General features: G+C 62.6%; 25 protein-coding genes and 1 pseudogene. 11 read left to right on the top strand and 15 right to left on the bottom strand.

Annotation, left to right across the window (positions count from 1 at the left end; genetic code table 11):
* The first annotated feature begins 349 nt into the window (after positions 1-349).
* Positions 350-1723, top strand: a complete 1374-nt coding sequence (locus tag BLT09_RS13120; RefSeq protein WP_091593609.1) for a class II 3-deoxy-7-phosphoheptulonate synthase — start codon at positions 350-352, stop codon at positions 1721-1723.
* Positions 1724-1817: 94 nt separating this feature from the next.
* On the opposite strand, the gene BLT09_RS13125 is transcribed toward BLT09_RS13120, so the two are convergent.
* The 4 genes from BLT09_RS13125 to BLT09_RS13140 form a co-directional block, all read right to left on the bottom strand.
* Positions 1818-2183, bottom strand: a complete 366-nt coding sequence (locus tag BLT09_RS13125; protein WP_091593611.1) for a type II toxin-antitoxin system RelE/ParE family toxin — start codon at positions 2181-2183, stop codon at positions 1818-1820.
* Positions 2180-2446 (bottom strand): type II toxin-antitoxin system ParD family antitoxin, encoded by a 267-nt coding sequence (locus tag BLT09_RS13130; RefSeq protein WP_091593613.1) that lies wholly within the window; start codon positions 2444-2446, stop codon positions 2180-2182. Before BLT09_RS13130 ends, BLT09_RS13125 begins: the two co-directional genes overlap by 4 nt.
* A 189-nt stretch (positions 2447-2635) precedes the next feature.
* On the bottom strand, positions 2636-3442 hold the full coding sequence (locus BLT09_RS13135; RefSeq protein WP_091593615.1) for an RES family NAD+ phosphorylase: 807 nt from the start codon (positions 3440-3442) through the stop codon (positions 2636-2638).
* Positions 3402-3776: an MbcA/ParS/Xre antitoxin family protein gene (locus tag BLT09_RS13140; protein ID WP_091593990.1), complete on the bottom strand. Its 375-nt coding sequence runs from the start codon at positions 3774-3776 to the stop codon at positions 3402-3404. Before BLT09_RS13140 ends, BLT09_RS13135 begins: the two co-directional genes overlap by 41 nt.
* A gap of 235 nt (positions 3777-4011) precedes the next feature.
* On the opposite strand from BLT09_RS13140, the gene BLT09_RS13145 reads away from it, so the two are divergent.
* From BLT09_RS13145 to BLT09_RS13155, 3 genes are all read left to right on the top strand, one after another.
* Positions 4012-4431 carry a GFA family protein gene (locus BLT09_RS13145; RefSeq protein ID WP_091593992.1) on the top strand — a complete coding sequence of 140 codons (420 nt, stop codon included), beginning with the start codon at positions 4012-4014 and terminating at the stop codon, positions 4429-4431.
* A 94-nt stretch (positions 4432-4525) separates the two neighbouring features.
* Complete coding sequence (locus BLT09_RS13150) at positions 4526-4885, top strand: diacylglycerol kinase (protein WP_091593617.1); 360 nt, start codon at positions 4526-4528, stop codon at positions 4883-4885.
* Positions 4886-4983: 98 nt separating this feature from the next.
* Entirely contained in the window at positions 4984-5565 is a 582-nt protein-coding gene (locus BLT09_RS13155; RefSeq protein WP_091593620.1) for a hemerythrin domain-containing protein, read from the top strand.
* Between the two features lie 3 nt (positions 5566-5568).
* Here the strand turns inward: BLT09_RS13155 and BLT09_RS13160 are convergent, their stop codons facing one another.
* The gene (locus BLT09_RS13160; RefSeq protein ID WP_091593622.1) at positions 5569-6156 is read right to left on the bottom strand and encodes a DedA family protein; all 588 of its coding nucleotides are present in this window, start codon (positions 6154-6156) and stop codon (positions 5569-5571) included.
* Positions 6153-6716 carry a DUF1003 domain-containing protein gene (locus tag BLT09_RS13165; protein WP_091593994.1) on the bottom strand — a complete coding sequence of 188 codons (564 nt, stop codon included), beginning with the start codon at positions 6714-6716 and terminating at the stop codon, positions 6153-6155. Before BLT09_RS13165 ends, BLT09_RS13160 begins: the two co-directional genes overlap by 4 nt.
* A gap of 89 nt (positions 6717-6805) precedes the next feature.
* Between BLT09_RS13165 and BLT09_RS13170 the strand changes: the two genes are divergently transcribed.
* The 4 genes from BLT09_RS13170 (at position 6806) to gltX (ending at position 13335) form a co-directional block, all read left to right on the top strand.
* Entirely contained in the window at positions 6806-7519 is a 714-nt protein-coding gene (locus tag BLT09_RS13170) for a DNA-3-methyladenine glycosylase I (RefSeq protein ID WP_091593623.1), read from the top strand.
* A 174-nt stretch (positions 7520-7693) separates the two neighbouring features.
* Positions 7694-9439, top strand: coding sequence for an NAD+ synthase (locus BLT09_RS13175; RefSeq protein ID WP_091593624.1), 1746 nt, complete (start codon positions 7694-7696; stop codon positions 9437-9439).
* A gap of 419 nt (positions 9440-9858) precedes the next feature.
* A complete protein-coding gene (locus tag BLT09_RS13180) occupies positions 9859-11664 on the top strand; it encodes an ABC transporter ATP-binding protein (RefSeq protein WP_091593996.1) in 1806 nt (601 codons plus the stop codon).
* 297 nt (positions 11665-11961) lie between these two features.
* Complete coding sequence (gene gltX, locus BLT09_RS13185; protein WP_091593627.1) at positions 11962-13335, top strand: glutamate--tRNA ligase; 1374 nt, start codon at positions 11962-11964, stop codon at positions 13333-13335.
* Here the strand turns inward: gltX and BLT09_RS13190 are convergent.
* The 6 genes and pseudogenes from BLT09_RS13190 to BLT09_RS35670 form a co-directional block, all read right to left on the bottom strand.
* Positions 13253-14389: a DUF2865 domain-containing protein gene (locus tag BLT09_RS13190; protein WP_091593629.1), complete on the bottom strand. Its 1137-nt coding sequence runs from the start codon at positions 14387-14389 to the stop codon at positions 13253-13255. The two genes, gltX and BLT09_RS13190, sit on opposite strands and share 83 nt — an antisense overlap.
* 310 nt (positions 14390-14699) lie before the next feature.
* The gene (locus tag BLT09_RS35800) at positions 14700-17024 is read right to left on the bottom strand and encodes an NADP-dependent malic enzyme (RefSeq protein WP_091593630.1); all 2325 of its coding nucleotides are present in this window, start codon (positions 17022-17024) and stop codon (positions 14700-14702) included.
* Positions 17025-17390: 366 nt separating this feature from the next.
* Entirely contained in the window at positions 17391-17765 is a 375-nt protein-coding gene (locus BLT09_RS13205) for a type II toxin-antitoxin system VapC family toxin (protein ID WP_023801114.1), read from the bottom strand.
* Entirely contained in the window at positions 17765-17983 is a 219-nt protein-coding gene (locus BLT09_RS13210; protein ID WP_268929459.1) for an AbrB/MazE/SpoVT family DNA-binding domain-containing protein, read from the bottom strand. Before BLT09_RS13210 ends, BLT09_RS13205 begins: the two co-directional genes overlap by 1 nt.
* 394 nt (positions 17984-18377) lie before the next feature.
* A complete protein-coding gene (locus tag BLT09_RS13215) occupies positions 18378-18971 on the bottom strand; it encodes a LysR family substrate-binding domain-containing protein (RefSeq protein ID WP_236473608.1) in 594 nt (197 codons plus the stop codon).
* Between the two features lie 168 nt (positions 18972-19139).
* Positions 19140-19262, bottom strand: a pseudogene (locus tag BLT09_RS35670) (LysR family transcriptional regulator); the annotation flags it as partial.
* Positions 19263-19358: 96 nt separating this feature from the next.
* On the opposite strand from BLT09_RS35670, the gene BLT09_RS13220 reads away from it, so the two are divergent.
* Positions 19359-20432, top strand: coding sequence for an alpha/beta fold hydrolase (locus BLT09_RS13220; protein ID WP_091594001.1), 1074 nt, complete (start codon positions 19359-19361; stop codon positions 20430-20432).
* A 186-nt stretch (positions 20433-20618) separates the two neighbouring features.
* Here BLT09_RS13220 and BLT09_RS13225 read toward each other — a convergent pair whose 3' ends face one another.
* Complete coding sequence (locus BLT09_RS13225; protein ID WP_091593634.1) at positions 20619-21566, bottom strand: LysR family transcriptional regulator; 948 nt, start codon at positions 21564-21566, stop codon at positions 20619-20621.
* A gap of 139 nt (positions 21567-21705) precedes the next feature.
* Between BLT09_RS13225 and BLT09_RS13230 the strand changes: the two genes are divergently transcribed.
* The gene (locus BLT09_RS13230) at positions 21706-22674 is read left to right on the top strand and encodes an MBL fold metallo-hydrolase (RefSeq protein ID WP_091593636.1); all 969 of its coding nucleotides are present in this window, start codon (positions 21706-21708) and stop codon (positions 22672-22674) included.
* A 354-nt stretch (positions 22675-23028) separates the two neighbouring features.
* Here BLT09_RS13230 and BLT09_RS13235 read toward each other — a convergent pair whose 3' ends face one another.
* A complete protein-coding gene (locus BLT09_RS13235) occupies positions 23029-23439 on the bottom strand; it encodes a DUF1761 domain-containing protein (protein ID WP_091593638.1) in 411 nt (136 codons plus the stop codon).
* Positions 23440-23510: 71 nt separating this feature from the next.
* Here BLT09_RS13235 and BLT09_RS13240 point away from each other — a divergent pair, with 71 nt between their 5' ends.
* Entirely contained in the window at positions 23511-24146 is a 636-nt protein-coding gene (locus BLT09_RS13240) for a TetR/AcrR family transcriptional regulator (RefSeq protein ID WP_091593640.1), read from the top strand.
* Between the two features lie 125 nt (positions 24147-24271).
* Here BLT09_RS13240 and BLT09_RS13245 read toward each other — a convergent pair whose 3' ends face one another.
* Complete coding sequence (locus BLT09_RS13245; RefSeq protein WP_091593642.1) at positions 24272-25051, bottom strand: SDR family oxidoreductase; 780 nt, start codon at positions 25049-25051, stop codon at positions 24272-24274.
* Positions 25052-25074: the final 23 nt, after the last annotated feature.

Here is a 25074-nt window from a genome sequence, read left to right on the forward strand (position 1 = left end):
GGTGCGCGGGCCGCTTTCTCTGGTATCTCGGTTTTAAAATCGAGCCCTTGGCCCCAAGTCGCTATCCGATTGAAATAAAACAGAGTTTGAAGTTACTTTCATGGCAGGGGTGTTCCAGCTTGGCAAAACCGCGCTCCGGCCAACACCCCTCATCCGTCTTGGCGCTGCGCGCCAATCCACCTTCTCCCACAAGGGGAGAAGGAAAGACAGGCGGCGAGCTTGCGCCATTCGCCACCACCGAAATTCCGGTCTAGAATACGAAATCGGCTTCGTGTATGGAGCCGCGATCCCCATATTGGGGCGAAATGGCGGGCGACAGCACCCGCTGGAAAGAATTTTGGGTGCAACGATGACGAAATGGTCGCCGAATTCGTGGAGAGCAAAGCCGATCCAGCAGGTTCCTGCCTATCCGGATCTTGCCGCGCTGAAGAACACGGAAGCCCAGCTCGCCACCTTTCCCCCGCTGGTTTTTGCAGGTGAGGCACGCAAGCTGAAGAAGCAACTTGCGACCGTCGCTGCCGGTGACGCATTCCTTCTGCAGGGCGGCGATTGCGCCGAGAGTTTTGCCGAACATGGCGCGGACAACATCCGCGACTTCTTCCGCGTCTTCCTGCAGATGTCCGTGGTGCTGACCTTCGCCGGCGCGCAGCCGGTGGTGAAGGTCGGCCGTGTTGCCGGCCAGTTCGCCAAGCCGCGCTCGTCCGACGCCGAGACCAAGGGCGGCGTTACCTTGCCCAGCTATCGCGGCGACATCATCAACGGCATCGAGTTCGACGCCAAGTCGCGCATTCCCGACCCTGCACGCCAGGAGATGGCCTACCGCCAGTCAGCGGCGACGCTCAACCTGTTGCGCGCTTTTGCGCAGGGCGGCTACGCCAGCCTGGAGAACGTGCATCAATGGATGCTGGGCTTCGTGTCCGACAGCCCGCAGGGCGAGAAATACGAGTCGCTCGCCAACCGCATCACCGAGACGATGGACTTCATGAAGGCTGTCGGCATCACCTCGGAGACCAATTACGCGCTGCGCGAGACCGACTTCTATACCAGCCACGAGGCGCTGCTGCTCGGCTACGAGGAGGCGCTGACCCGCGTCGATTCGACCTCCGGCGACTGGTATGCAACCTCCGGCCACATGATCTGGATCGGCGATCGCACCCGCCAGCCCGACCATGCCCATGTCGAATACTGCCGTGGCATCAAGAACCCGCTGGGCCTGAAATGCGGCCCGTCACTGACGCCGGACGGCTTGCTGCAGCTCATCGACCTGCTCAATCCGGAAAACGAGCCCGGCCGGCTGACGCTGATCGCGCGCTTCGGCTCCGACAAGGTCGCCGAGCATCTGCCGAAGCTGGTGCGCGCAGTGCAGAAGGAAGGCCGCAGCGTGGTGTGGTCGTCGGACCCGATGCATGGCAACACGATCGAGGCCGCCGGCTACAAGACACGGCCGTTCGACCGCATCCTGAAGGAAGTGCAGAGCTTCTTCGAGGTGCATCGCGCCGAAGGCACGCATCCGGGCGGCATCCATATCGAGATGACCGGCAAGAACGTCACCGAATGCACCGGTGGCGCCCGCGCCATCACCGCCGAGGAATTGCAGGACCGCTACCACACCCATTGCGACCCACGCCTCAACGCCGACCAGGCGATCGAACTGGCGTTCCTGGTGTCGGACCTGCTCAAGAAAAGCCACCCGGTCCAGCACAAGCAGGCCGTCAACGGCTGATTTCATTCGCCATCGATCAAGAAGCGCCTGACAAGTTCCCGGCTCCTGAGGAACCCGGACCACCGGACGGCTCATCACCGCCGGGTATCTCCGGCTATCTACCTTGGCTTTTCTTGAGTGCTCTGATCACTCTATGCCGTGGTTCCATGCGCTCGTGGAGCACTCGAACGACAATGACGCCGATCGTATCGTCCGAAAGGCGACCCTTCATGTAATAGAGGCAATGCGCGGCACCTCCGAGCCTTCTCGCAGCGATCTCCAGGTGCAGCAGTCGAACACCGGCGGCGAGTTCGGCGCGCTCGATGGAGCCTGGTCGATCCGGATCTTCCGAGACTAGTTCGATACCACGATCGATGATGCGGGCGTAGGCCCGGACTTGCTGCGGACCGAACGTCTGCAGCGTATGTCGCAAGATGTCCCGGATGTCGCGTTCGGCGGGTTCGGTAAGCTCGTGTCTCATTTCCTGGGCGATTCGAGCATCACCTCATCGAGAATGTCACTGACGCTTTTCTTCGAGAAGCGCCCTGCATCAGCGGCTTCCATCCCAATACTGATTTCGCGCCGAAGGATGGCGAGTTTCTCCGCCTGCTGGGCCTTTTCGTGTCGCAGCAGGCGCAGCGCTTCCCTGACCACTTCACTCGAGGAGCCGTACCCGCCTTGGGAGACTTCATGCTCCACGAATTCAACCATCTCGCTTGGAAGGCTTACGTTCATCGTTGCCATGTCGCTTCCTCTGCACCTGCACTTCTCCTGGATAGATGAGTGTTTGGCAATCTTTGTCAATGGCATGAAATCCGAATGGGGCGGTGGCAAGGCCGCTTGGTAAGGAAAGCCTTACCCAGGGCGAGACGCTGCTGCGCTACGCGCCCGCCGGTTGAATAGTGGCCGCCGTCGTGTCTAGCCAGGATCTGCTCAGCGGCCGCGCTCCCAGCGCAGTCCGTTGAGCCGGGGATCGGCGGCAAACGCGGTCCTGGAAAACTCGATCCGGTTTTGCGGGAACTCGCAGATCGCCTGCACGCCGAAGGCGCCCAGCCTGATGCGCCAGGTGTGGGGTTCCAGCGGTTTCGGCTTGGCAAAGCCGCTGCATGCCAGCAGCGCCACATTAGCGCCTTTCGGGTCGCGCACGGAGCGATAGCGGATCGCCTCCATCCCGGCTTCGCGCGCGACATCGGCAATATTTTGGCAGGCCGCATAGTCGGTCGGGTGCGTCCACGCCGCTGCGTCGCGGTCGAGCGGCGGCCGCGTCAGGTCGATCACCTTTGTGCTGCGTATCGCTGCGGCGAAGGCGGTGTATTCGGCGGCGTCGCGTGGCCACGGCGTAGCCGGCGATTCGGCGAAGAACAGCAGGCGGTAAAAAGCCATCTCAGAGACGGCGGTCATAATGGTTTCCGCCGCATAGTAGACGCCCTTGGTCCTGCCGGCGCGGCGGAAGCGCGAACCGTGTGGATAGATCGAGCCGTAGCGGAAGGGTGTTGCCAGGAGATAATGCAGATGCCGGCATTCCAAGGGGATTTGCGGCTTGGTTTCCTCGATCAGGTCTTCGAGGACGGCCTGCTCGTCGAGCGTGTCAACGACTTTCAATGTCGAGACGCGGTGCTGCGCCTCGACCATGCGCCAGTATTTGCCGTCGAGCCCATCCTTGCCATCGAGCCCATGCTTGCCACCTCGTTTGGCGGATTCAGACGAGAGCGCGTCGGGAGTCCAGATAGGCGATGACATCGACAAGCCCTGATATAGTCACGATTTTTTCGAGCGGGGTGCCATCGAAGGCCGTGTTGGCATTCTTCAGCCATGCCCGGGCGACGGTCTCGTCGCCGCCGACAATGGCGTCGAGCGAGCGGAACAGGCGGACGAACAGCACGGCAAGCTCGAACGGCTTGGTTCCACGCTCCAGCAGGAATTCCTGCCTGCGCATGCGCGAAACCGTGGCTTCCGAAACCCCGATGATGGAGGCCAGCATCCTGGCGGTAATGTCCAGCAGGTCGGCGGCGCGCAGCGTCGCCTTGGTCAGCACTGCATTTTCGGCCGTGTTGGCGGCGAGATTGGGTTGCATTGTCGGCAGCGTCTCCTTTCTGTTGAAAATATAGCGCACAAAAATTCATATGGAAAGATATTGCTTTAACAATTGGCGGAGCGTCGAGAGGCTGTTGGCGCGGCCTGCCGCTTTGTCCAAACCGTGCTGTGCGGAACACGCTCGTCGAATGTCGCATTCGCTTGAGCACGGCCGCTGCAAAACTGGAATCCTGGCAAGGGACGCCGAGGATCACGGCTGCGTCGGGAGGCCCGAGATGGACAACACACATAGCGGCTCTTGCCTGTGCGGGGCTGTGCGGTTCAAGACGCGAGGGGCCTTGCGCGGTGTCATCTACTGCCACTGCTCGCAATGCCGGAAGCAGAGCGGGCATTTCTACGCTGCAACCAATGTTGCCAACGCAGACATCACGATTATGGGCGCGAAAAGCATCACCTGGTACCAAGCATCGTCGTTTGCCAGGCGCGGTTTCTGCAAGACATGCGGCTCGTTGCTGTTCTGGAAGCCGCAGGATGATGAATATGTTTCGGTTCTCGCCGGACTGTTCGACAAGCCCACCGGACTTCAGGGCCAATGCCACATATTCGTCGGCGACAAGGGCGACTACTACATGATCGACGATGGGCTGCCGCAGTTCGAAAAGTCCACGTCGTCGATCAAGGTCGCCGATGAGTGACAAGCTCGCCGGCAAATGATTTTTGCAGCGATCGCCTTATTCCCTTGATCCGGCCATTGCGCTATCCCCTGCCGGTGATTCGGAAAGGTTTGGCATGCAGCGGCTGATCGATGCTTTCTACAATTCAGTGCGGGCATTTCGCAAATTGGCTTCCAGCGAAAAAGCCTTCCAGCAGGAGCTGATGCTGCTCGTGCTGGCGCTGCCGCTCGGCTGGTTTGTTTCGGTGTCGTGGCGCGGCTATGCGCTGCTGATCGGCGCGGTGCTGCTGCTGATCATGGTCGAAGTGCTGAACACCGGCATCGAGGCCGCATGCGATGCGTTCAGCCGGGAGTTCAACGTCGATATCCAGCTCGCCAAGGACTGCGGTTCGCTGGCGGTGCTGATTTCGGTGGTGATCGTTGCCGGCGTCTGGGGCATCGCCATCATCGAGCGAATCATGGGGCTACCGATCTAGCCATCAAACCCCTACATGCCGGTCACCACAACCTGATCCCATGATCTGTTCCGAAACCCGGTATCCACTTTCCGGGATCATGGTCTGAGGAGACCGACATGACCGCCGATTCCCTGCTGCTCGAACGCGCAGGCCTGCCGGACGATTTGCGCTGGCTGGCTGAAAAATACCCGCGCGAGGTCTGGCAGGGCCACGCCAATATCCATGGCATCGCCACTATGTGGCTGCAGCGGCACGACATGTTCCGCGAGCTCGGCGGCATCCTGACCAACGGCATTGGCGACTATCGCGACGGCAGGCTGACGGCGCCGGGGTTCGCGGGCTGGTTCGCGCCGCGGCTCAACCACTTTCTTGGGCACCTCGACGGCCACCATAATGTCGAGGATATCCATTATTTTCCGGTCTTCGCCAAGGCCGAGACCCGGCTGAAGCGCGGCTTCGAGATTCTCGATACCGATCATCATACGATCCATGAAGGGCTGGAGCGCAATGCCGAGGCGGCAAACGCTTTCATCCGCACGCTAAGCGAGAGCGAGGACAAGCAGCGCTTTGCCGCCGATGCCTATGCCGACGAGAACAGCCGGCTGATCGCCATGCTGACCCGGCACCTTGCCGACGAGGAAGACCTGATCATCCCGCTGATCCTTGATCGCGGCGACCGGGCGCTCGGCATCGACTGATCATCACGTCTCCTTGCTACGCTCCTTCTTGGCAATGGTATGAGCGATGAACCAGGCAAAGACGGCCACGCCCAACCCAATCGCCAGGGCGATCAGCAATCGCTCGTGACGGACCAGCGCCTGGCCGACGATGCGCTCCGCGCCCAGCCCGAACACATAGCCGACGGTGGTGAACAATCCGGCCCAGACCATCGATGAAATGGCGTTGAGAATGACAAAGCGCGTCACGGCAATGCCGGACAGTCCGGCCGCGATGCCGCCGACCAGGCGCAGGCCATAGATAAAGCGGTTCGTCAGCACGAAAATGTCGGGATGGGTGGAGACAAGACGGTAGGCGTGGCTGAAACCCGGCCGGCCCTTCAGTTTGACCACGAACGGATGGTCGGCGAAGCTTCGTCCGAGGATAAAGAAAAAACTGTCGCCGGCAAAGGCGCCGATGGCGGCCGCCAGAAACGCCTGCCACAGGACGAAGACATGCTGATGCGCGAAAAAACCGCCGAGGAGGGCGGCACTTTCGCCCTCGGCGACACAGCCCAGAAAGACGGCAATCAGCCCATATTGCTCGATGAGATTATGGATGGCATCCGTCATGAAGGCGTCCGCTGCTTCGACAGGATATCGTCGATCCGCTTCACCTGTTCGGCCAGCTGCGCGATCTCGTCGCGCATGCCAACGATCTGGCTGTGGCGCAGTTCGTCCAGCTTCTCATGCAGCGCCATGATCTCGATCTCGGCCTTGAGATTGACCTCGTAGTCGTGGGCGGCGTCGATGCGGTCGCGCTCGGCCTGGCGGTTCTGCGCCATCATGATCACCGGCGCCTGCAGCGCAGCGACCATCGACAGGATAAGGTTGAGGAAGATGAAGGGATAGGGATCGAAGGCGTCGCGCGACAAAAGCCAGGCATTGCCTGACGTCCACAGGATCAGGAAGGCGATGAAGACCAGGATGAAGGACCACGAACCGCCGATCCGGGCGATGGTATCGGCGAGGCGGTCGCCAAACGTCTGGTGAAAAGCGACGGCCTTGTTGGTGTCCTTCGCGATCGTGGTGCGTTCGAGCGTGCTTTGCAGCACCTGGCTCTCGACCTGGCTTAGGCCATCCGGCCTTCGCCGCAGCCAGCGGTTTGCCAGATCTTCGATCGTCTTGTTCATTGTCGCCTCCGTCGTCAGCGTCCGCATAGACCTAGAGGCTGCCGGTTCGCGCGGGAAGTGGTAGATTGACGCGACAGGGTGAGGAAACAATGATGGATTTTCAGAAAATCCGCGCCCGCGCGGCCAAACGCAAGGGCGGGGAAGCGGTGCTGGCGTCGCTGCTGGGGCCGATGCCTGACAATGCCGCGGTGGCTGACATTTCCGATGATCGCATCCTGTCGACGATGGCCGAGCGTGTTTTCGCCGCCGGCTTCGTCTGGCGCGTCATCGAGCAGAAATGGCCGGGTTTCGAACAAGCGTTCCTCGGCTTCGAGCCGAAGCGGCTGTTGTTCCAGCCTGACGATTTCTGGCACGAACTGACGGCCGACGAGCGCATCGTGCGCAATCCGCAGAAGATCAAGGCGGTTCGCGACAACGCGGCTTTCGTCGAGCGTGTGTCGAAGGAGCACGGCGGCTTTGGCAGGTTCCTCGCCGACTGGCCAGAAGACGACCAGGTTGGACTGATGGCCTATCTCGCCAAGCACGGCAGCCGGCTCGGCGGCAATACCGGCCAGTATTTTTTGAGGTGGCTGGAGTGGGACGCCTTCATCATCTCAGGCGACATGGCGGCCGCACTGCGCGACGCCGGCCTGGACATCGCCGAACACCCGACCTCGAAGCGCGATCTCGACAAGATCCAGAACCAGATCAATGCCTGGGCGGCGGACACCGGGCTGCCGCGCCGGCATATTTCGCGCATCCTGGCGATGTCGATCGGCGAAAACCATTCGCCGCAGGCATTGCGCGAATATATGGGCGAATAGGACGCGATCGGTATCCGGCGGTCCGATCGGTCTTACGAATGAGATGTGTCATACGGTCTGACACGAATGACCTAGGTCATTCGGTCTGGACACGAATGACCTAGGTCATTCGGTCTGGGGTGGTCCAAGCAAACGCCATTGCCCGGCCAATTCTGTCGCGCTAAGTCAACAGGCATGACCGACAAGACCGCTTCCGACATATTGCGCATCGCCGTCGCCCAGCTCAATCCAACGGTTGGCGATGTCGTCGGCAATCTCGCCAAGGCGCGCGAGGCGAGGGCGGATGCCGCTCGCCAGGGCGCCGACATCGTGCTGTTCACCGAGCTTTTCCTTGCTGGGTATCCGCCCGAAGACCTGGTGCTGAAACCGGCGTTCCTGAAGGCCTGCGAGCGGGCGGCGCAGGATTTCGCTGGCGATACTGCCGATGGCGGGCCTGGCTTCATTATTGGCACGCCGCTGAAGCGCAAGAGCGGCACGCACAATTCGATCATCTTTGCCGATGGCGGCAAGATCCTTGCCGAGCGCTACAAGCTCGATCTGCCGAACTACGGCGAATTCGACGAGAAGCGCGTCTTCCAGGCCGGCCCTGAAATCCAGGGGCCGGTCAATTTCCGCGGCGTGCGCCTGGGGATTCCGATCTGCGAAGATATTTGGGGCGATGTCGGCGTCTGCGAGACGCTGGCCGAAAGCGGTGCTGAAATCCTGCTGGTGCCGAACGGCTCGCCCTATTATCGCGGCAAGGTCGATGTTCGCCACCAGATTGTCATCCGCCAGGTCATCGAATGCGGATTGCCGATCATCTATGCCAACCAGCTTGGCGGCCAGGACGAGCTGATCTTCGACGGCGCGTCGTTTGCCATAGGTTCCGACAAGACGCTGGCCTTCCAAATGAGCCAGTTCGAGGAAACGGTCAACGTCACCACCTGGAAGCGCAACCGCGCCGCCGCAGGCGCGCAAAATAGAAATAACGCCGCGGCAGGCGTGCAAAGTGGAAATAGTTCCGAGGGCTGGGTCTGCTCCGAAGGACCGATGTCAAAAATCCCGGAAAAGGAGGAGGCCGATTACCGCGCCTGCATGCTGGGCCTGCGCGACTACGTCAACAAGAACAGTTTCAGGAATGTCGTGCTCGGTCTTTCCGGCGGCATCGATTCGGCGATCTGCGCCGCACTTGCCGTCGATGCGCTCGGCGAGGAGCGGCTGCGCGCCGTGATGATGCCTTACCGCTACACCTCGAAGGACTCGCTCAAAGACGCCGAGGATTGCGCCCGCGCGCTCGGCTGCCGTTACGACATCGTGCCGATCTTCGAGCCGGTCGAGGGATTCCTGCATACGCTGACGCAGCTTTTCGAGGGAACAAAGGAAGGCATCACCGAAGAAAACCTGCAGAGCCGCGCGCGCGGCACCATTTTGATGGCGATCTCCAACAAGTTCGGCTCGATGGTGGTGACCACCGGCAACAAGAGCGAGATGTCGGTCGGCTACGCCACGCTCTACGGCGACATGAATGGCGGCTTCAACCCGATAAAAGACCTCTACAAGATGCAGGTCTATGCGCTGGCGCGCTGGCGCAATACGCATGTGCCTCCGGGTGCGCTAGGCCCTTCCGGCGAGGTGATCCCGAACAACATCATCGACAAGGCGCCGTCGGCGGAACTGCGCGAGAACCAGACGGATCAGGATTCGCTGCCGCCCTATCCGGTGCTGGACGACATATTGGAGTGTCTGGTCGAGAACGAGATGGGTGTCGACGAGATCGTTGCCCGCGGCCACGACCGGGCAACGGTGACGCGCATCGAGCACCTGCTCTACATCGCCGAATACAAGCGCCGGCAGGCAGCGCCGGGCGTCAAGATCACCAAAAAGAATTTCGGCCGCGACCGCCGTTATCCCATCACCAACCGGTTCAGGGATGGCGGATAGATCGCCGTTTTTTGCTCCTGTGAAAATGGCAGCCGCGAGGAAGTGCACAACCCGCGATTGTTGCAAATCGCCTCACCAATTGGACCAGATGCGCTTTCAGCAACTTGCTGGCTTGGCGACACGGTGACGCATCTCTATAAACGCCTTTCCGCGATCCCTTATGCGGGAGGACCGAATGCCAGGATTTGACATCGTTATGCGAGGCCGCGAAGCCTAGGTTTCAGATGGCGCCGGGAGGTTTTCAGCTTCACGGCCAGGCAATCTGACAACAGGGCATTCGTCGATGCCGGTCGCCGCCCGTATTCGGGCGAGCCGCCAATATGCCGAACCTTCCGCATTCCCGGGCACTCACGCGCCCAACGCGGTTTTCTCAATTTCGACCTTACCGGGACCGGGCTCGTTTGCGCCCGAATGACATCATGGCTCGTTTTCAGATCGATTTGCGCGCCGGCGCCTTTCGCAGCGTCCTTGGCTTCACGCTCAGTCATTGGCGGCGCCAGCCGTGGCGGCTTTCGCTCATCATGGGCACATTCCTGCTGTCGACCTTGGCCGACGTGCTGACGCCGCTCTATTCCGGCCGGCTGGTCGACGCCGTCGCCAGCAGTGCTGCGGCCGACGATGTCGCCTGGGACGCGGCGATGGCGGCCTTTTCGATGCTGGTGGCGCTGGCGCTCACCGGTGTCGTGCTGCGCAACCTCGCCTTCATGGCCATCGTCGAATTGACCCTGAAGATGATGGCGGATATCGCCGCCGACGCCTTCCACCGGGTCCAGCGTTTCTCCACCGACTGGCACGCCAACAGCTTCGCCGGATCGACCGTGCGCAAGATAACCCGTGGCATGTGGGCGCTCGACCTGCTCAACGACACGATCCTGATCGCGCTGCTGCCGTCCGTCGTCATGCTCGTCGGCTCGACGCTGCTGCTCGGCTGGTTCTGGCCGCTGATGGGTGCTGTCGTCGCCGCAGGCTCGGTGCTGTTCATCGCGGTGACGGCGCTGCTGTCGCTTGGCTATGTCGCGCCCGCGGCAAGGCTTGCCAATGCATGGGACACGCGCCTTGGCGGCTCGCTGGCCGATGCGGTGAGCTGCAACGCCGTGGTCAAGGGCTTTGGCGCCGAGGAACGCGAGGAAACACGCCTCGCCAAGGTCGTCGCCAGATGGCGCGCCCGCACGCGCCACACCTGGGTGCGCGGCACCATCAACGGCACCACGCAAGGATCGATGCTGCTGCTTCTGCGAACAGCGGTGATCGGATTTTCGCTGCTTTTGTGGTCGTGGGGGCAGGCGAGCGCCGGCGATGTCACCTTCGTGCTGACCTCGTTCTTCGTGCTGCAAGGCTATCTGCGCGATATCGGCACGCACATCCGCAATTTGCAGCGCTCGATCAACGACATGGAGGAACTGGTCGACTTCCAGTCCGAGCCGCTCGGCATCGAGGATGTGCCCGGCGCCAGGCCGATCCGCATCACCGACGGCCGCATCAGCTTCGACAACGTCACCTTCCATTATGGCAGCCACCGACTGCCGCTGTATCGCGACTTTTCGGTGGACATCGCGCCGGGCGAGCGCGTCGGGCTGGTCGGCCATTCGGGCTCGGGCAAGACGACCTTCGTCAAGCTGATCCAGCGGCTTTACGACGTGAACGCGGGAACGATCCTGATCGACGGCCAGGATATCTCCGGGGTGGCGCAGGCGTCGCTGCGCGGGCAGATCGCTATCGTCCAGCAGGAGCCGATCCTGTTCCACCGGTCGCTGGCCGAAAACATCGCCTATGCCCGGCCGAGCGCGACGCAGGCAGAGATCGAGCATGCCGCACGGCTGGCAAGCGCGCACGACTTCATCGTCGATCTGCCGAAAGCCTATGGCACGCTAGTCGGCGAGCGCGGCGTGAAATTGTCGGGCGGCGAGCGCCAGCGGGTGGCGATCGCGCGGGCTTTCCTTGCCGATGCGCGGATCCTCATTCTGGACGAGGCGACGTCGAGCCTCGATTCGGAATCGGAGGTGCTGATCCAGCAGGCGATGGAGCGGTTGATGGTCGGCCGCACGACGCTGGTCATCGCGCACCGGCTTTCGACGGTGCGAGCGCTTGACAGGCTCCTGGTGTTCGATCGCGGCCGCATTGTCGAGGAGGGCTCGCATGATCAGCTGATCCGGCTGCAAGGCGGCATCTACCGCCGGCTGTTCGAGCGCCAGGCGCTCGAATTGACCAAGGGGCTGGCGATCTGACGACTTGCAGCGCCGCGCGCGTCCAACAACTTTGAATCTGCGGATTGTGCTTTCCGCAAATCGGTTCCGATTTTCGGGCCGATTAGAGCGACGTGCGTCCCCTTGGACGCACAAAGTACGCTCTAACAACTTTGAATCTGCGCATCGTGCTTTCCGCAAATCGGTTCCGATTTTCGGGCCGATGCGCTAAAACGCGCGTCGCTGCCGCCTTTTCATCGCCTTCGTCATGTCTTATGTCTGCGGCCAAGCGCGGGGGCGTGTCTTGTCAACAGCAAAACCATCCGGTACGCCCCATTCATGACAGTTACCGTCCGTTTCGCCCCATCACCCACCGGCCGCATTCATATCGGCAATGCCCGCACTGCGCTGTTCAACTGGCTGTTCGCCATGAACAACAAGGGCCGCTTCATCCAGCGCTTCGACGACACCGACGTCGCGCGCTCGACGCAGGAATTCTCCGACGCCATCCTCTACGACCTGCATTGGCTTGGCATCTTTCCCGACGCCACGGAATACCAGTCGCGGCGCTTCGAGTTCTACGATGCGGCGGTGGAGAAATTGAAGGCGGCGCGCCTTCTCTATGCTTGCTACGAAACACCGGAAGAGCTCGATCTCAGGCGAAAGGTGCGCCGCACGCGCGGGCTGCCGCCGGTCTACGGCCGCGAGGCGCTGACGCTGACGGCTGAGCAGGTCGCCGAATACCAGACCGACGGCCGCCGGCCGCATTGGCGCTTTCTGCTGCCCAATTTCACCAGCGACCCGCTGCAGCCGGAGCGCACCGAAATCCACTGGAACGATCTGGTGCGCGGCGAGGAAACCGTCGACCTAGCCTCGCTTTCCGACCCGGTTCTCATGCGCGAGGACGGCACCTATCTCTATACTCTGCCTTCGGTGGTCGACGACATCGAGATGGGGATCAGCCATGTCATCCGCGGCGACGACCACGTCACCAATACCGGCGTGCAGTTGGCCTTGTTCCAGGCGCTGGGTGCCGAGCCGCCGGTGTTCGGCCACCACAATCTGTTGACCACCGCATCGGGCGAGGGCCTGTCGAAGCGGAGTGGCGGGCTGTCCATCGAAAGCCTGCGCGAGACCGGCATCGAGCCGATGGCGGTCGCCTCGCTGGCGGTGCTCGTCGGCACCTCGGAAAACGTCGCCGCCGTGCAGACGATGGCTGAGCTTGCCGAGCGCTTCGATCCGGCGGCGACATCGAAATCCCCGGCCAAATTCGATCCGGACGAGCTTTTCGTGCTCAATCGCACGCTGCTGCACCACATGCCGTTTTCCGAGGCGCGCGACCGGCTGATCGTGCTCGGCATTTCCGGCGAACAGGCGGAGCCGTTCTGGCTGGCGGTTCGCGGCAATCTCGACAGGTTGGCCGACGCCGCAATCTGGTGGCGCACACTTCGCGACGGCCCGCAGGAGCAGCCGGACTTTTCCGACCCCGACCGCGAGTTCCTTCGCCAGGCGTTCGACCTTTTGCCGGAAGACCCCTGGAACGGGTCGGTCTGGAAGGAGTGGACCGGCAGGATCAGGGAAGCAACCGGCCGCAAGGGCAAAGCGCTGTTCACGCCGCTCAGGCTGGCCCTTACGGGCCAGCCCTCGGGGCCGGAGCTTGCAGATCTGTTGCCGCTGCTGGGTCGGGAAGGAACGTTGGCCCGACGACCCTGACCTTGCGCTGTTCCGGCGGCGGCAAGGTCGTCGGCGAGGGTTTTGCGGCGGGGCGCTCGATGGCTTCGCGATCGAGCCGGCCTTCGACATTGGCCAAACTCTCGGGGTCGGCGGGGGCAGCCTGTTTCGGGCTTGGCGGGTTGCCGGCAATGATCTCGAAATTTCGCGCGGCGTTGCAGCCGCAGGCCGGCGGACGCGCGGGCTGCTTGTAGAGATAGGCGGTCGGCAGTTCGCTGTAGGGCCTGCCGGTTACCGAAGACATCATGCCGCCCGAGTCGTCGCCAAAGCCGCGCGCATAAAACACCTGCATCTCGGTGCCGGGGCAACTCGAATCGCAGTTCTTCTGGTCGCGCTCGAAATCGCCCAGCGAGGCGGCGTTCGACATCGGGAAGAAATAGCCGTCGCAGGTGCGCACGCACATGGTGCGGAATTCGCCGTGCGGCTGGCCCATGTCGTCGGCATTATCGAGCATGGTGCGGATGTCGCGCGGACCCACGGCTTGATCGGGCTCTTCAGGCCGGTCGGACGCGCCGGGTCCAATTGCGTCGCTGCCCAAAAGCTGGTCGAGCAAGTTTTTCTCGTCGGTTCCACGGCTGGCGTCGCGGCCCGTTGCCGGCTTTGGCGGCGCCGCATCATCGCGGCAGCCATTGGCGTCGAGCGAAGCCAATATGCGTGCGCGATTGCGGTGCGAGCCGTCGCCGGCGAGTTCAGCGCGTGTGGCTTGCAAGCCGTCGAGATTGGCTGCCATCCGATCGATGGTGGCGTCGAGTGTGGCGCATGCGTTGGCGTTGCGGCGCGACGGCGAAAAGCCGCAGCCGGCGCGGCTGGATTGGCTGACGGCCTTTGAAATCCGCTGGCGCTGCCGCACGATTGCATCATCATATTTCCTGAGCAGGGCTGGCTTGGTGCCGCCACTGCGCGAGGCGGCCGCGAGATCGGCTTCCAGCTGCCGGCAAACACCGGAGGCGGCCTGCGGTTCGGTGGCGGCAAAGCCTGACAATGCCAGGGCACCGAGCAGTGCTGCGGCGCGCGTCAGCTTCCACCCTCCGCCCATACGGAACTCCGCTTGCCTCGTCCGTTGCGAAGGTTACCGCGTCCGCGGTTAACTGTTTATTTAGCTTACCCGTCAAATTGCGTTTTGTTGGGCGTGACCAATGCAACGTCGGCGCCGCCCCTCATCTGCCTGCCGGCATCTTCTCCCCGTATTGTGACGGGGAGAAAGGGGCTGGCCGCAACCTTGGCACCCATTCTGCAACGCTGGAGATTGGCGAAATCGTTTGCGAAGGCGTCTTTCTCGCCGTCACTATACGGGGAGAAATGCCCGGCAGGGCAATGAGGGGCAGCGCAGACCTGAAGCGATTGCCTTATCCCAAACTTACGACCGCCTGCGCCTTGTGGGCCGCTTCGACCACCGCGAGCGCCGTCATGTTGACGACGCCGCGTGACGTCACCGACGGCGTCAATATATGCGCCGGCCTGTCGGTGCCGAGCAGGATCGGGCCGACATGCAGCGCGTCCATCATCGCGCGCAGCGCAGTGAGCGTGATGTTCGCCGAATCGAGATTGGGGAAGACCAGCAGATTGGCTTCGCCCTTCAGCCGCGAATGCGGATAGACCCGCTGGCGCAGCGGCTCCGACAGAGCCGAGTCGGCATGCATCTCGCCGTCGCATTGCAGGTCCGGCGCGATGCGCGCCAGGATCGCCGCTGCCTGCCGCATCTTGAGCGCGCTTGGCGAATCGCGCGAGCCAAAATCCGAATGCGACAGCAGGGCGGCCTTGGGCTCGATGCCGAAGCGCTGGATTTCCTCGGCCGCCAGCACCGTCATCTCGGCGATCTCCTCGGCGGTCGGATCGACGGTGACATGGGTGTCGGTGAGGAAAACGATGCCGCGCTGCGAGATCAGCATGGAGAGCGTCGACAGGTCGTGATCCTTGATGCCGGCGCGCGGGCCGATGATCAGGGTGACATTGCGCAAATGCCGCTCGAACCGTCCTTCCAGGCCGCAGACCATGGCGTCGGCGTCGCCACGCTTGAGGGCAAGTGCGGCGATCACCGTGTTGTCGGTGCGCACCATGGTGCGCGCGGCCTCCGTCGTGACGCCACGCCGGCCGGCGAGCTCGATCAAAAGGTCGACATAGTGGCGATAACGCGGATCGTCCTCGGGATTGATCAGGCCGAAATCGACGCCCGGTTTGATGCGCAGCCCGTAGCGTTTCAGCCTGACTTCGATGACATGCGGGCGGCCGATCAGGATCGGCTCGGCGATGCCTTCCTCCAGCACCACCTGGGCGGCGCGCAGCACGCGCTCGTCCTCGCCGTCGGCATAGATGACGCGCTTGGCGCTCGACGTCTTGGCCATCGTGAACACCGGCTTCATGACCAGGCCGGAGCGGAAGACGAAGCGGTTGAGCGTGTCGATATAAGCGGCAAAGTCGGTGATCGGCCGTGTCGCGACGCCGGTGTCGCAGGCGGCCTTGGCCACCGCCGGCGCGATGCGCAGGATCAGCCTGGGATCGAACGGCGAGGGGATCAGGAAATCGGGCCCGAAGATCGGCGTTTCGCCGGAATAGGCGCGGGCAGCGACGTCAGACGGTTCCTCGCGGGCAAGGGCTGCGATCGCCCGCACCGCAGCCATCTTCATCTCTTCGTTGATGGCGCTGGCGCCGCAGTCCAGGGCGCCACGGAAAATGTAAGGAAAGCAGAGTACGTTGTTGACCTGGTTGGGAAAATCGGAACGGCCGGTGCAGATCATCGCGTCGGGTCGCGCCGCCCGTGCCGCTTCCGGCATGATCTCGGGGTTGGGGTTGGCCAAGGCCAGGATCAGCGGTTTTGGCGCCATGTGCTGGAGCAATTCCGGTTTCAGCACGCCGGCGGCCGAAAGGCCCAGGAACACGTCGGCGCCCGGCAGCACATCGGCCAGCGTGCGCGCCTCGGTGTCCTTCACATAGGGGTCCTTCCAGCGGTCCATTTCGTCGACGCGGCCCTTGTAGGCGACGCCGAAACGATCGGTGACCCAGATGTTTTCGATGCGCGCGCCGAGCAAAACCAGCAAGTTGAGGCAGGCGAGGGCCGCTGCCCCGGCGCCGGAGGTGACGATCTTGATGTCGGAGATCGTCTTGCCGGCAAATTCCAGCCCGTTGAGCACGGCGGCGGCGACGATGATCGCAGTGCCGTGCTGATCGTCGTGGAAGACCGGTATGGCCATGCGCGCCTTCAGTCGTTCCTCGACCTCAAAACATTCTGGCGCCTTGATGTCCTCGAGGTTGATGCCGCCGAAGGTCGGCTCCAGCGCCGAGATCGTCTCGACCATCCGCTCGATGTCAGGCGCGTCGATCTCGATGTCGAAGACGTCGATGCCGGCGAATTTCTTGAACAGCACCGCCTTGCCTTCCATCACCGGCTTGGAGGCCAGCGGGCCGATATTGCCCAAGCCGAGCACCGCCGTACCGTTGGAGACGACACCAACCAGATTGGCCCGCGCCGTGTAGTCGGCGGCGGCTGCCGGATTGTCGCGGATCTCCAGACAGGGCGCCGCGACGCCCGGCGAATAGGCAAGCGCCAGATCGCGCTGGTTGCCGAGCGGTTTTGTTGCCTGGATTTCAAGCTTTCCAGGGCGTGGATGCTTGTGGAAATAAAGTGCGGCTTCGTCGAGGTCCGACCGGGCTGCTTTTTTGTTTTCGCCTTGCATGCCGGCCGCTCCTCAGTCCGTTTGCTGTTTTGAGTCTCTTAGCATGCAGCCGAGGCTTTTCGAGAGGTGATATGTCGCAAAGTGCGGCCTTTGGCTTCGCATCGCCGGTCCGGCCTGTGTGGTCTGCCATTGAATGTTGGGATGACGGGCGGGGTGCTGTGACGAGCTACGCCGACATCCCAGTTTGAATGTCTGCAATGGGTGGAAAACGACCTTCACGCGCGAGCCGCATCGAATACGAGCGCGCTTCTGTTCGCTTGGGCAAAGCAGAAAATTCTACGTCTTGACCGACGTGCCGAGTTTTCACTCGCTCTCGGTCGAGAGCTGCCGGAGCCGACATCACCCCGCGGCCCAACAATGTCAGCGCTAGATCTTTTCGATGAGGGTGACGACTGGCAGGCTCTCGAAATGCTTGTCGCAAGTCAGGAGCGTCGCGTCATGCGCCCGAGCGGTCGCGAAAATGATCGCATCTGCGGTCGCCAATTTGTGCTTCCGGCAGGCTTCGGCGGCCGCTAGCGCGATTTCCGTGTCAAGCGGGACCACCGTACAGACCTGCGTAAAGGCGATGGTCTGATCGGCTTTGTCTTCGCCTACTTCGCGAGTGAGCCATTTTGCGAGTTCCAACTGCACAATGGTCGGAACGAGCCAGTCGGCTCGCTCGGGCAGATGCTCTGCCACCTGCTCTCCAGTCGGAGAGCCTATCAGCCATTCGATCCAAGCCGAGGTATCGACGAGCACCATCAGAAACGGTCCGACCGGTCGCGATATTCCGTCGCCGAAGCGCCCTTCGCCAGCCCCTTCAGCGCTTCCCGCTTCGGCACAGGGACGAGTAGCACGCCCGTTCCCTTCGGGATGAAGGCCAAGGTCAAACCCGCTTCCCAATGCTGGGCGGTCCGGATCGCCTTGGGGATCGATATCTGGAACTTCGAGGACAGGGTTGCAGTCTCCGGCATTATCATACCCTCACTTGATCGATGCGCCAAACGTAAGACGCAATGAGGGCCAATGCAAGGAGCTTACGGCAGCCGTCTAGTCTCGGATTTCGAGACAGGGCACCGCCACGCCGGGCGAATAGGCGAGCGCCAGGTCGCGCGGGTTGCCGAGCGGCTTGTCGCCTGGATTTCAAGCTTTCCAGCGCGTGGATGCTTGTGGAAATAAAGTGCGGCTGCGTCGAGGTTTAGCATGCAGCGCAGGTTTTCACGATGCCAAATGACGCAGCCGCCATTAGGGGGAAGGATCGTGGAAAACCATACCATGTCAGATTGTTGCGCTGAAATCCTCACCTGCCTTGTCGCGGCCGGCGCGGATGTCATCGGGCGCGTCGCGCGGCCGGGCGTGTCCAGTCGCGGGCGGTCAACTCACGTCTGAACGAGCCTCAAGCAGTTTCCAGACGCTATCGACAATCGCCGGCCGTGGCCGCCGTTTCGCGATCACGGCAAGTGGCCAGGCGGGCAGCGATACGTCTGCGATCGCTGCATAGCGGACGCCCTGAAACACAAGGCGCTGGGTCGATCGTGGCAGCAGCGCCGCTCCAAAGCCGGCGGCTACGAGCGAGAGCATGGTCAGTGCCCGCGTTGCCTCCTGGACGATCCGCACCTCGAGACCAGCCCTGGTGAACGTGTCCATGATGCGGGCGTGGAGTGCCGGGCCTTGTACAGCCGGAAACATGATGAGCCCGTGGCGGGCGATGTCCGTCAGCGTCACCCCGTGCGTGTGCCGGTCATCAGGCAGAACCGCGATAAGATCTTCAGCAGGATAGCCATGGATGTCGAGACGTTCGTCAGTACCGAGCGGTGGATGCACGAAACCGATGTCGATCTCACTCCGCGACAGCGCCGCAATCTGCTCATTGGTGGACACCTCGATGAGCTTTGGATGGATGTCCGGATATGTCTCGCGAAGCCGGGATAGGAGATGCGGCAGATGTTCGTACAGAGCCGCCGACACGAAGCCAATCCTGATCTCGCCAGCTTCGCCGTCATGCGCTGCGCGGGCGACGTGAAGCGCCGCATCGGCGTGCAGTACCGATGCCCGCGCCTCCTCCACGAAGGCCGCGCCGGCGCGCGTCAAGGTCAGGCGGCGGTTGGCCCGCTCGAACAGCTTGACGCCGAGTTCTTTCTCCAGGCGACCGATCGATTGACTAAGCGGAGGCTGCGCCATGGCCAGCCGCAGTGCGGCACGCCCCATATGCAATTCCTCCGCAACGGCGAGGAAATGTCGCAAGTGCCGAAGTTCCATATCTTGACGATATCAAACGGGCTCAAATACGTCATCGATAAGATATCGAATAGCTGGCAGTCTTTGCGAAACGCGATTGCGATCGGAGATATCATCATGTCCCATTTCACCGCCTTTCCCCTTGTGCTCGCCGCAGCCATGATGGCTGCGGCTCCAGTCCCGGCAGGCGAGCCGGATCTCGTCAGGGCCGACAGGTTCGTCGAACTACCGACGGGCGAGCGCCTCTTCGTCCGGGAGGTGCGCCGTCCTGGCGCAGCGTCCGAACCCAAGTCCGCCGTCCTCCTCATCCATGGCGCACGCGTGCCCGGCGTCGCGTCCTTCGATCTGCCTGTTGCGGGCGGATCGTTTGCCGCCGACCTCGCGGCGGGCGGGCACCTTGTCTATGTCCTGGATCTTCGCGGCTACGGCGCATCGAGCCGTCCTGTGGCCATGGACAGGCCGCCGGACAAGTCCGCTCCCCTGATGCGCACCGAAGACGTCGTGGCGGATATTTCCGCAGCGGTCGACGGCATCGCGAGATGGAGCGATGTTTCGAGGATCAGCCTCGTCGGCTGGGCCACCGGCGGGCATTGGGCCGGCGCCTATGCCAGCCGCTTTCCGCAGACGGTTGATCGGCTCATCCTCTACAACACCCTGTATGGAGGCTCAGACCAGCATCCCACTCTTGGCACCGGCTCGCCGCTCGAAAATCCGGACCGGCCCGGGACGTTCAATGTCCACGCGTTCGGCGGTTATCGGCTGAATACACGTCCGAGTCTGTTCACCGCCTGGGACGACAGCATCCCGGCCGCGGACAAGGCTCAGTGGCGCGATCCCGCGGTGGCCGCGGCCTATGGTGATGCGGCACTCGCCTCCGACGAGACGGCGTCGACGCGCCAGCCGCCGAGTTTCCGGTCACCGAGCGGCGCCATGGCCGACAGCTTCGAACTCGCGTTCGATCGCCGGCAATGGTCGGCGGCGGCGCTCACCATGCCGGTGCTCGTCATCCGTTCCGGACGGGATTTCTGGAGCCGACCGGAGGATGCGAAGGCAATTGTGGACGAAGCACCAAAAGCGGAACGCCTGAACATCCCGGACGCTACCCACTTCGTGCATCTCGACCGCGAGGCCGCAGGGCGCGGTGTGTTCCTCGGCGCCGTGAAGCGGTTTCTCGATCGGCAGGAGGAATGACCATGAAGGGCAGTTCATGTGTCCTGGGGGAGCAGCAGCCGCAACGGTCGACCGCCTCCAGGCTTTGCGGCTACCGTCCACCCGACAGCTACTCACTGCGCGGTTGCGGGGCTACGCCTATCTCCGCCGCGCCACATCTCGACTCCCCCGTCTCCGCCATTTCCCTGCGCGTACAAACGTCAGACTTCACTGGGCCGGCGCCGTTTCCCTGGATGTACATGCTTTTTTGTCATCGATGAACGCACCCATCGCGGCGAGGTGGTCGGCAAAGCCGGCAACGAACCGCCTAACCTTCAACGGAATGAAGCGGTTCGATGGATAGACCGCATGCACATGGTGCGGCGCATAGTGCCAGTCCGGCAGCACATGTTCGAGCAAGCCTTCGGCGATGAGCGGATCGAGTGTCACCCTGTGCCCGAGGCCGATGCCGACGCCGGACAGCAACGCTTGATGATTGAGCAGCGAATTGTCGGAGCGCATGGCCGGCCGGATTCGCACCTCGGCCTTTTCGCCGCCCGGGCCGGTGAGCGGCACGACATCGCGCTTCCTGATGTGGGCGTAAAGCAGATAATCATGGTCGGCGAGATCTTCCGGGCGTCGCGGCCGGCCCCTGCGGTCGAGATACTCTGGCGTTGCCGCAAGGCAGCGCCCGATCACCCCGAGCCTGCGCACGATCAGCCGGTCGTCATCGATGGTCCCCATACGGATCGCCACGTCGAGCCCCTCTGCGATCACATCGACGAAACTGTCGGTCAGCGCCACGTCGAGCAACAGTTCCGGATAGGCGCGCTTGAACTCGATCAGATAGCTGCCAAGCACGCCGGCGCCGAAGCTGGCCGGCGCGCCGACGGCAAGACGTCCGCACATCTTCGATTCGAGGCAGCCGACGCTGCGGTCCGCCTCCTCGAGGCGCTCAATGATGTCGCGGGCGCGCTCCAGATAACGCCGGCCGGCTTCCGTCGGCGAAACATGGCGGGTCGTACGGTCAAAGAGCCGGACGCCTAGACGCGTTTCCAGTGCACGGATCTGCTGGCTGACGGCCGGCTGGCTCAAGCCCAACTCGCGCGCTGCCGCCGAGAAGCTGGCGGTATCGCAGGCGCGTACGAAGCTGGTCAGCTCGGTCAAGCGGTCCATGATGGCAACTCTCCGTCGTGATTAATAAACAAGAGTAATAAGACATATAAGGAATTGGCAAGTTCAAAAAGCTGAGCCTATGGCATAGACCCGCCTTGCTCCGCCTGGAGCTCTAGATCCCCAAACTGGAGACGATGCAATGCCGCTTTCCCGCCGTCATTTTCTCGCCGGTGCCGGCCTAACCGGCGGCACTCTCCTAGCCAATGTCTCCGTTCCGGCGGTGGCCCGCGCGCCGCTGGTCGACGCCGCAACGCTTGGCGCGCTGCGCCGCAACGTGGGATCGGTCCAGGTTACGGCGCTACTAGATGGCTATATCGACCTTGGTTCCGAGCTGGTCATCGGGCTCGCTGAGGCCGATGCGGAGCGGCTGGCTGAGGCCAGCTTCCAGAAGCCCGGACCGCGCCGCGCACCGGTCAATGCCTATCTCATCAATCTTGGCGACCGTCTGGTGCTCGTCGACGCCGGTACGTCGGACAGCATGGGCCCGTCACTCGGCCGACTTCCGGCCGCTATCGAGGCGGCCGGCGTCTCTCCGGACCAGATCGATACATTGCTGATTACCCACATGCATCCCGACCATATCAACGGCGTTCTGACTCCCGCCGGCCAGGCACTGTTTCCCAATGCCGAGCTCGTCGTCACCGCCGCCGATTACGCCTTCTGGCATGACGACGCGAACATGAACCAGGCGCCGGATGGGGCAAGGCCGTTCTTCATCGGCGCCCGCCAGGCCGCCGCCGCCTATGCGAACCGCGTGCGGCAGGTGGGTGGCGAGGGCGAGGCGGTCGGCGCGATCCGCACCGTGCCGCTGCCCGGCCACACTCCGGGCCATGCCGGCTTCATCGTGGAATCGGACGGCGAGGCGCTGTTCATCTGGGGCGATGTCGTGCACATGGCGACCTACCAGTTCGCGCGCCCGGACTGGAGCATCGCCTTCGATGTCGATTCCAAGCTGGGTGCCGAAACGCGCAAGCGGACGCTCGACCGGGTCGCTGCTGACCGGATGCTGATCGCCGGCATGCATTTGCCGTTCCCCGGCTTCGGCCATGTGGCGCGCGATGGCGACGCCTATCGCTTCGTGCCGGACGAATGGCCCTATGCACTGTAGCGGCGGCCGGCGCGGGAAGGGGCCATCATAGCCCCGCTGCTCAACACCACACCCGGCCCCTCGCCAGCGCAGCCGATGTCTTTGAGACTTCGGACGATAAATCGGCTCCTTATGGTCTGGCACGGCACCTGCAACGCCTGCGTTCAGAGCCGTCACTTCCTGACAAGAACGGCCGAGATGGATCGCCTCCCGGCGTTCCCAGACAGCAACAGCCACACGTCATCCATAAAGTGCCAATGCCAGCGCTTGGATTTTTTCGTTAGAATCGCGACACGGCCGTAAACCCGCTCGTCAACTTGCGCCGCAGTGCGAGCAAATCCGGATGCCTGGAACAGGTCGACAACAGCGCCTTTGTTACCGTAACACGGTCAGGATCACGCCCATTGCCACCATGCTGACCAAGCGATAGCCGGCATTGATCGCATAATAGCGCAGAGGCCGGTGCTCATAGGTCACCGAATGCAGCAGCGTGACAGCGACGAAGCCGAGCCAGAGCAGGAAAGTGCAGAGAACGGTCGAGACGATCGTCAGCGCGCCCCAGGCGTGAAGTACCTGATCGAGGATAAACGCCATGACCGCAAACGAGGCAAGGTCGACCGCAATCGCCCGCCCCAGGCCGGCGGCGAATTTCGCGCCGTCGACGCCCGACATCTCGGCCCACGGTCGGATGAAGAGCAGCGGCGAATACCAAAGCCCAGCGACAACCCAGGCTGCGAGGACCGCAGTTCCAATCCCCCAGAGGTTTATCGGCACAAACTCGATCATGCTGCTCCTCCTTCCAGCCTACTGATTCAATGATCTGGCGATTATATTGGGTATAGCTTACTATATCCAATATGAATGACAATTCAAAGACCCGCAGGCGCTACGACGTACGGCTGCGGTCGGAGCGCGCTTCCGGCACGCGCCAACGCATTCTCGATGTGGCGAAAGAGCTCTTTACTGCGCGCGGAGTGGAAAAGGTCACGATCAATGACATCTCATCAGCCGCCGGTGTTTCGGCACCGACCGTCTATGCCCTGTTCCAGTCGAAGACCGGCATTCTAAGAGCCGTGGTCGAGCGTTCCTTCTTCGGCCCGCGCTATGCGGAGATAGCCAAGCAGGCCGAGAACGCGAGAGACCCCGAGGAGATTCTGCGTATTACTGCCTCGATCTCTCGGGTCATCCTTGATGCGGAACGCGAGGAGATCGGCCTTATGCGAGGCGTCTCGGCGCTGTCTCCCGAGCTGAAGGCGATCGAGACGGAGTTGGAGACCGTTCGCTTCAAGCTCCAGGAAGCGCGTGCCAACCTTCTCGTCGCATCCGTCACTGTCGCGCGCCAACTCGGCTTAGCCCGCGTGCGCGACATCCTATGGATGTATACCGGCCGCGACGTATATCGCATGCTCGTGTTGGAGCGGGGTTGGTCTTCGGACGAATATGAAAGCTGGCTCGCCGAGACGCTGATCAAAGCGCTGATGGGGCGAGACTAGTTGCACTCTCATAAGTGCGTGGAGGCGGTCAGGGGCGGCCGCAGCAAGCCTCGGGATCCGCCGTGAAAGACGGTCAGAAAAACATCCTTTTTCTCGCCGTTGCCAGCGGGACCAAGCGTTAAGCGCTAAAACGCGCTGACGTAGAGGCCACCGTCGACCGGTATGTTCTGCCCGGTCAGGTAGCCGGCATGAACCGAGCACAGGAAGGCGCAGATCTGGCCGAATTCCTCGGGCGTGCCGAGCCGCTTGGCCGGAATGTTGACTGCTGCCTGTGCCTTGCGTGCGGCGGCGGCAGCCGGATCTTCCGGGGTGCCGGCTTCATGCGGGGGACGCAGCCGGTCGGTGTCGAGCTTGCCCGGCAGCATGTTGTTGATCGTTACGTTGCGGTCGATCACCGTCCGCGCGACGCCGGCCAGGAACGAAGTCAGGCCGGCGCGCGCGCCGGACGACAGATCGAGGCCGGGAATGGGAACATAGACCGACAGCGAGGTGATGTTGACGATGCGGCCGAAGCCGCGCTCGGCCATGCCGTCGATCACAGCCTGGACCAGTTCGACCGGGGTCACCATGTTCTGGGTGACGCCTTCGAGGATTTTTTCGCGGTCGAGCTCGCGGAAATCGCGAAGCGGCGGTCCGCCATTGTTGTTGATGAGGATATCGGGATCGGGACAGGCGGCAAGCAGCGCCTTCTGCACCTCGGGCTTCGACACGTCGCCGACGATCTCGGTCACCTCAACGCCAAATCTTTCGCGCAGTTCGGCGGCGGTCTTGGCCAGTTGGTCGGCGTTGCGCCCGTTGACGACCAGGTCGCAGCCGGCTTCGGCCAGCGCTATGGCGCAGCCGCGCCCAAGGCCTTTGCTCGAAGCACAGACGATGGCCTTTTTTCCGCGAATACCGAGATCCATGGCGATTTCTCCTCTGATTGGGG

It is taken from the genome of Mesorhizobium muleiense (genome assembly GCF_900099905.1).
Taxonomy (GTDB): domain Bacteria; phylum Pseudomonadota; class Alphaproteobacteria; order Rhizobiales; family Rhizobiaceae; genus Mesorhizobium; species Mesorhizobium muleiense.